Raw genomic sequence first — 6,561 nt, 5'->3', positions numbered from 1 at the left:
GGCGCCGCCGCGCGCGGGGGGCCGCCCGCCGCCCGCGGGCGCGCCGCGGCCTCCACATCCGCCGGCGCCGCAGGCGGCGGGGCGCCGCCCCGGCACGGGAGCACGAGAACGTCGCCGCGAGGGCATCGATCCGGGGTGCATCAGCGAAGCACCGATACTGACAGATCGTCAACTCCTCTTCTCTCCTGGGACATTTCCCGTGCACTGACGTACAACCGCTCCGGCTCCCGCCTCCGTAGCGTCACAGCCAGTCCCGGACCCTGGTGCAACCCGCAGCAAGCGGCAGGCCAGCGGCCCACTACCTGAAGAGGAGAACTGCGTTGTCGCAGAACATACTTGACGAAGACACCCTCGCCGTCATCGAGGCGGCGGAGCGCCTGCTGGAGGGTGAGCATCCCGCGGAGCCGAGCACGCCGTCGTCCTGCGCGGACCAGCGGATCGCCGCCGTGATGGGTGGCGGGTTCTACACCTACTGCTGATCGGTGCCCTGCCCGCACTCGCCCGGCGCCCCCTCGGGCGAGTGCGGGTCCTCCCCCGCGCCGCAACGGCCTCCGGAGTGCCGGCGGGCCCGACCACAAGGACACACCGATGAATCCCACCGAGACCGCCGATCCACTGACGGTTCCCCCCGACTGGTTCGCGGCCGTGGGCACGGAGATCGCCATGGTGCTGGAGGACCTGCGCCGTGACCACCCGAGCCTGGCGGACGCGGTCACCGGCCTGCTGGCGGCGGACGGCGGCGGCCGAAGCCCCTTCCGCCTCCTGGGCATGGCCGTCCTCGGGACGATCACCGGCGAGCCCCGGCCGGCGGCCGCGGTGTGTGCGGTCTCCCGGCTGTGGTGGGCGGGGGCCGAAGCCCTCGACGACCTCGCCGACGGCCAGGGCCCGGCCGCACCCCGGGGCAGGTCCGAACTGGCCCGCACCACCCTGGCAGCCGTGGCCTGCGGGAGCACACTGCCCCACCGGGTGGCCGACCGGTACTCGGCAGCCCCGGACATCCGCCTCTCCTGGGAGCAAGAACTGGTCCGCACCGCACTGGACGCGCTGGAGGGCCAGTTGGCCGACATCGCCGAGCCGGCGGACGACCCCGTGACGTGGCGGTCCGTCATGGCCTGCTACCGGGGCAAGAGCGGCGCCGCCTACGGCCGCGACGCGGTGATGGCCGCCAGGCTCGCCACGGACCGGCCCGAAACGCTGCGCTCCTGGCGGACCTTCGGCGAACTCTTCGGCGTCCTGCGACAGCTCGGCAACGACGGAGCTCCCAGCGCGGCGCAGGAGTTCGAGGATCTGGCCAACGGCACTCGCACCCTCCTGCTGGCCCACGCACTCGCAGTCGCCGCCCCCGCGCACCGGGAGCACCTGCTGGACCTGCGTGCCCGGGCCGGCACCGACCCGGGCGCCCGCGGGGAGCTGCGGGCCGCGCTGCAGGATCCGTCCGTCCTCGACGGCTACGAACGCCGGGTCGAGTCGCTGCGGCAGCACTGCTGCGCGGTGCTCGACCGACTCGCTCCGGACGGCCCGTACCGGGAGCTGCTGCACGGCCTGGTCCACACCTCCGCCCGAGCAGTGCCGAACGGAGTCTCCCCGTGCGCGAGTTGATCGACCGACCGGAGCTGCTGCGGTCGATGGCCGCACGGTCCGCCGGGGCCGCTCCCTTCGCATCGGGGCTGCTCGCCAGGCTCGCCGACGACGTCGAGCACGGCGGGCCGGTTACCCGCCTGATCGGACGGCACCCACAGGCCGGCACGCCCCTGTTCACCATCCGCGCCATGGCCGGGGTCCAGGGCCTGCTGACCGCCGGGCGGCTTCCCCGACTGACCTCACACCTGGCCGAGTCGAGTGCGGCGGACGGACTCGAACCGCGCGGCACCGACCGGTCGTGGGACCTCTTCGTCACGGCGATCGCCGACCACCCCGCCGAGATCGCCACCGCGCTGGACAACCCGGTGCAGCAGCACGAGCCCGTCCGGGCCGCGACACTGCTGCACGGGCTCGCACTGGTGCGGGCCCCGCGGATCCGACTGCTCGAACTCGGCGCCTGCGCCGGACTCAACCTGCTGATCGACCGCTACCGGTGGTTCGGGCCCGGCTGGGAGTGGGGCGACCCCGCCTCACCGGTCCGGCTGCCCGCCCACGGTCCGAACCCCGGAAACATCCGGATCGTGGCGCGCGCGGGCTGCGACCTGCGTCCCCGCGACCCCGCCGATCCGGCCGACGTGCAGACCGTACGGAGCTACCTGCCCTTCGAGCACACGTTCCTGCGAGCCGCCCTCGACGACGCGCTCGACCTCGCCGCCCGCACCCCGGTCCGGGTGGACCAGGCGGATGCAGTCGGGTGGCTGCGGCGCGAGCTGGCGACGCCGGCCGATCCGTCGGTGCGCACGGTGGTCTGGCACAGCCTGTTCTGGGGGTTCCTCGAACCAGGCCAACAGGACGCCCTGGAAGGGATCATGACCGATGCCGCCGCCACCGCGCCGCTCACCCGCATCGCCTTCGAACCCCACGACTGGACGATGCCGCCACGGCTCCAGCTGATCCAGTACTCCTGAGCCCAGGGCGTTCACGGCACTCGCTCGACCCAGAAACCCGATCCCTACGTGAGGAATCCCGGCATGCTGCCCGGCGAGGCATTCCAGTACCTGGCGTCACCCACCGGCCGCCAGAACCCCTATCCCGCGTACGCCGCCCTCCGGTCCCACGGACCGGTGGTACGCCTGCGACCGGGGTTCTACGCGGCGACCGGGTACGACGCCGTCAACGCACTGCTGCGGGACCCGCGACTGGAAGTCCGGGGCTGGCCGGACGGTGCCGCCGCACGCCTGATCGCGGACTCCATGATGAAGGCCAACGGGCCCGACCACGCCCGCGTCCGGCGGCTCGCCGCAGACGCCTTCTCACCCCGCGGCACCGACCGGCTGAAGGAGGTCGTCACCGCACGGGCGACCACCCTCGCCGACCACCTGGCCCGGATCGGCCGCGACGGCGAGACCGTGGACCTCATGGCCGAGTTCGCCTACCCGCTGACGATCCGGATCATCGGCACACTGCTCGGTGTCCCGGCCGGCGAGCACCAGTGGTTGCGCGAACGCGCCCAGGAGACGACCGCCGTCCTGGAACCGTTCCGTCCCGCCGGCCCCGCCACCGCGGCCGACCGCGCCGCCCTCGAACTGGAAGCGTACGTCACCGAGCTGACCCGGCTCCGGCGTACCGAACCCGGCGAGGACCTGATCACCGCACTGGTACTGGCGCACGACCGCGACGGCAGCGAACTGTCCACCCGCGAACTCGTCGTGAACCTGGTGTTCCTGCTGCTGGCGGGATTCGAGACCTCCGCCAACCTCCTCGGCAACGGCCTGGGAGCCCTCCTGGACCACCCCGACCTCGCCGCGCGGCTGCGGACGGACCCGGGCCTGACCGACCGGTACGTCGAAGAGGTGTCACGCTTCGACGCGCCCCTGCAACTCACCAGCCGGTGGGCACCCGAGCCGATCGAGATCGACGGCATCGGCAGCATCGAGAAGGGCAGCCACATCCTGCTGCTCCTCGGGGCGGGAAACCACGATCCGGCGCACTTCGCCGCCCCGGACCGGTTGGACCCGTTCCGGGACTCCCCGCCGTCGCTCTCCTTCGGCGCCGGCGCACACTACTGCCTCGGCTCCGCGCTGGCCCGTACGGAGGCGCGACTGGCACTCCCGCTGCTGCTGGAGCGCCTGCCCGTCATACGGCGCGCCGGCACGGCAGTGCGTCGCGACCGCCTCACCTTCCGGGGCTACGCCAACCTCCCCGTGTCCTTCCGGAACTGACCGGCCGCCCGCCAACCCGTGCTGTTCGCCTGTGTCCAGACCGATTCCCCATGCGGCGGCCGCACTTCGCCTCGGCCGCTTCCGCGCCGGGGCAGGGCAGTTGGGCGGTCTTGGCCCAGGTGCGGCCCAGGTGTCGCCCGGCCGCCGACCGTCAGCGGCCGCGCCGCCGGTCTCAGCGGACCTCCACCGTCACCGGCGCGGAGGTCCGTTCGCGAACGGGGTGGCGGTCGTCCGGCCCGGTCAGGCCGAACAGCGCCGCGCGGTACTCCAGGACGCCGCTGTGTGCGGCCTTGACCTGCGCGACGACCTCCGCCTCGGTGCCCGTCTCGACCACGGCGCCGCAGGTCATCCGCTCCCACGTCGACCCGCTGCTGCGGCCCTCCAGGCACACCTGCACGTAGGCGGCACCGTCGTCGTCCCCGTGCCCCGTGACCGTGAAGGTCGTGCCGACCCGCGCCGTGTGCGGAGCCGTGACCTCCACCTCGCCCTTGGCGAACGCAGGCCCGGCGGCCAGGGCCACCGAGGCCAGACCCAGCGCACCGATCACGGCGGCCCGGCCGCCCCACGCCTTCGTCCCGGTCCTCTTCGTCCTGCTCATGAACCAACCTCCTCTGGAACTCCCCCACATGGGGACCGCGCCTTGCTCAGGCGCCCGGATGTGCCCCACCGATTATCGGGGCCGACCGCCGCCCCGGCCGGGTTTCGACGCGGCCCGGCGTCGTCGGGACGCGACGATGGGCTGCGGGATCGTCGGGCGGGTCGCCCCGGAAGTGGGCGGCTGCCGGTCCGGTACCACGGAGGGGCTGACCGTGGCCCCGGGTCTGCCCTTTCGTCCCTCGTCCGGTCGCTCCCGCCGCCCGTAGACTCGGCGGGCGGGGGCGGCCGGAAGGGCGGGGAGGGCGTGCGCGAGACACGGAGAGCCGCGGAGCGGCAGACGGCGGCGCCAGCCGCCGCCGGGCACGGGGCACGCCTCACGGGCCTGGCCGCGCTTCAGCGGCAGGTGGGGAACGCCGCGGTGACACGCCAGGTGCAGCGTCAGAAGGGCGGCCTGAACGAGCACTACGCCACGAGGCCCACCGAGCACCCCGAGTGGGGGCCGTACCAGGAGCTGACGAAGGCCGCGGGCATTCCGCAGCCCCAGGCCGACGCCGCCTGGCAGCTGCTGCTCGGCGGGGTCGACTCGCAGGGCGCGCTGAACGACGAGGCCGTGGCGAAGACGAAGGACCGCCAGGAGCAGCGCGAGCTCCGCGCGTCGAACACCTGGTACCAGGAGTTCGTCAAGCTCATCGCCGAGCACCTGGAGATCGAGACGCCCACCATGGCCCTGTGGGCGGGCGGCATCGAGACCAGCGACTACGCGTACCGGAAAGGCCACACGCCCCTGGGGCGGACCCGGATCGGCGGCGTGCTCAACGTCCTGGAGCTGCACCCGGACTGGAAGCTGACGGGGCCGATGTGGAGCGTCCTGTCCAAGGCCTTCGTGTCCCGCGCGACCGGCCCCGTGCACATCTTCGTCCGGGCCTACGCTCCGGAGAGCATCCTGATCAGGCTGGAAGTCCCGGAACTACGGCTGGTCCAGCGGCTGAACCCGGACGTGAAACTGATCTGGCACCCCGTATACACCGCTCCCGGCGGGCAGATGAGGGAGATCTCGAAGGACTGCCGACTCGTCGACAACGCGGAGTACGACGGGCGGGACACGTGCGTGAGCGCCCTCGTCCAGTACCTCAGGATGTTCCACGACGACAGCAACACCGAGGCCGCCCCCGCCCACAAGAGCATGGAGCAACTGCTCGTCGCGAACGGACACAAGGACGGCGTCTGAGGCTGCGGCCCGCACGCAGCGCTCTCCGGCCTCGGCCGGGCACACCTCGTCAACTGTCCGGCGGACAAGGCCCATCGGTTTCTGGGACAGGATCGGGATACTTCCCGCACCTGCCTGTGAACGACCCTCGCCTACGGTGATCACACCCGGTGAACCTCACCGGTCGAACGACATCGGGAGACCTCATGCGCACGCGCCGCCTCGCCCTCACCGCCGCCGCCGTCGCGGCGCTCGCCGCCACCGCGACGGCCTGCGGGCCGGACAACAGCGACACGGCCTCCACCGCCGCCAGCCCCGCGGCCACCGCCGCCGCGACCAACGGGGCCGCGACCGCACCCACCGGGGCCGCACCCGCCGGGGCCTCGCCGACGAAGGCCGCCGCCGCGCCCACGACGCCCTCCACACCGAAGTCGTCCGCCACGCCGAAGTCGCCCGACGCGCCCTCCGCCCCCGCCGCCGACAAGACCGGCTACGGCCAGGCCTGCGGCGCCAACGACCTCGCCCTCAGCGCGAAGTCCGAATCCCAGGCCGGCGGCTACCTCCTGATCACGGCCAAAGCCAAGCCGGGCATCACCTGCACGCTCCCCGCGACCCACCCCACCATCGCGTTCGGCTCGCGCGGCATCGAGGCCGCCAACGCCGAACAGTCCACCGGCGAACCGATCACCCTGAGCGGCGCCAAGGTCGCGTACGCGGGCATCATGACGAAGACCACCAACACCAACCAGGCAATCCAGTTCACCGACGTCATCGTGGGCATCGGCAACGCCGACCCCAACCCGGCCAGCATCGCCGTCGGCACCACGCCGGTCGACAAGCCGATCGTCACCAACTGGCACACCGTCGCGAAGGACGCCGTCCCCGGCCTCTGACGGCCGTTCACCGGAGGGGCGCGGGCCGGCCGTACGACGGCGACGACGACGACGGCCGCCG

The 6,561-nt window shown here is 73.0% G+C and carries 7 protein-coding genes; 6 read left to right on the top strand and 1 reads right to left on the bottom strand.

All coding sequences use genetic code 11. From position 1 onward, the window contains the following. Positions 1–320: 320 nt before the first annotated feature. The 4 genes from ACFV6D_RS11810 to ACFV6D_RS11795 all read left to right on the top strand — a co-directional run bounded on the left by ACFV6D_RS11810 (position 321) and on the right by ACFV6D_RS11795 (position 3,803). On the top strand, positions 321–479 hold the full coding sequence (locus ACFV6D_RS11810) for a hypothetical protein (RefSeq protein ID WP_380493524.1): 159 nt from the start codon (positions 321–323) through the stop codon (positions 477–479). A 109-nt stretch (positions 480–588) separates the two neighbouring features. Then, positions 589–1,599: a polyprenyl synthase gene (locus ACFV6D_RS11805; RefSeq protein ID WP_380559409.1), complete on the top strand. Its 1,011-nt coding sequence runs from the start codon at positions 589–591 to the stop codon at positions 1,597–1,599. Further along, on the top strand, positions 1,587–2,549 hold the full coding sequence (locus tag ACFV6D_RS11800; protein ID WP_380334669.1) for a DUF2332 domain-containing protein: 963 nt from the start codon (positions 1,587–1,589) through the stop codon (positions 2,547–2,549). Before ACFV6D_RS11805 ends, ACFV6D_RS11800 begins: the two co-directional genes overlap by 13 nt. 63 nt (positions 2,550–2,612) lie before the next feature. Beyond that, on the top strand, positions 2,613–3,803 hold the full coding sequence (locus tag ACFV6D_RS11795) for a cytochrome P450 (protein WP_380559407.1): 1,191 nt from the start codon (positions 2,613–2,615) through the stop codon (positions 3,801–3,803). Between the two features lie 172 nt (positions 3,804–3,975). Here ACFV6D_RS11795 and ACFV6D_RS11790 read toward each other — a convergent pair whose 3' ends face one another. After that, positions 3,976–4,401, bottom strand: coding sequence for a hypothetical protein (locus ACFV6D_RS11790; RefSeq protein WP_380559405.1), 426 nt, complete (start codon positions 4,399–4,401; stop codon positions 3,976–3,978). A gap of 417 nt (positions 4,402–4,818) precedes the next feature. On the opposite strand from ACFV6D_RS11790, the gene ACFV6D_RS11785 reads away from it, so the two are divergent. Beyond that, positions 4,819–5,628 carry a hypothetical protein gene (locus ACFV6D_RS11785; RefSeq protein ID WP_159398671.1) on the top strand — a complete coding sequence of 270 codons (810 nt, stop codon included), beginning with the start codon at positions 4,819–4,821 and terminating at the stop codon, positions 5,626–5,628. A 185-nt stretch (positions 5,629–5,813) separates the two neighbouring features. After that, on the top strand, positions 5,814–6,500 hold the full coding sequence (locus ACFV6D_RS11780) for a hypothetical protein (protein ID WP_380334677.1): 687 nt from the start codon (positions 5,814–5,816) through the stop codon (positions 6,498–6,500). The last annotated feature ends 61 nt before the right edge of the window (positions 6,501–6,561 follow it).

It is taken from the genome of Kitasatospora sp. NPDC059812, assembly GCF_042732075.1.
GTDB lineage: Bacteria > Actinomycetota > Actinomycetes > Streptomycetales > Streptomycetaceae > Kitasatospora.
Note: the sequence above shows the minus strand (reverse complement) of the source record. Positions and strands in the feature narration are given on the sequence as shown.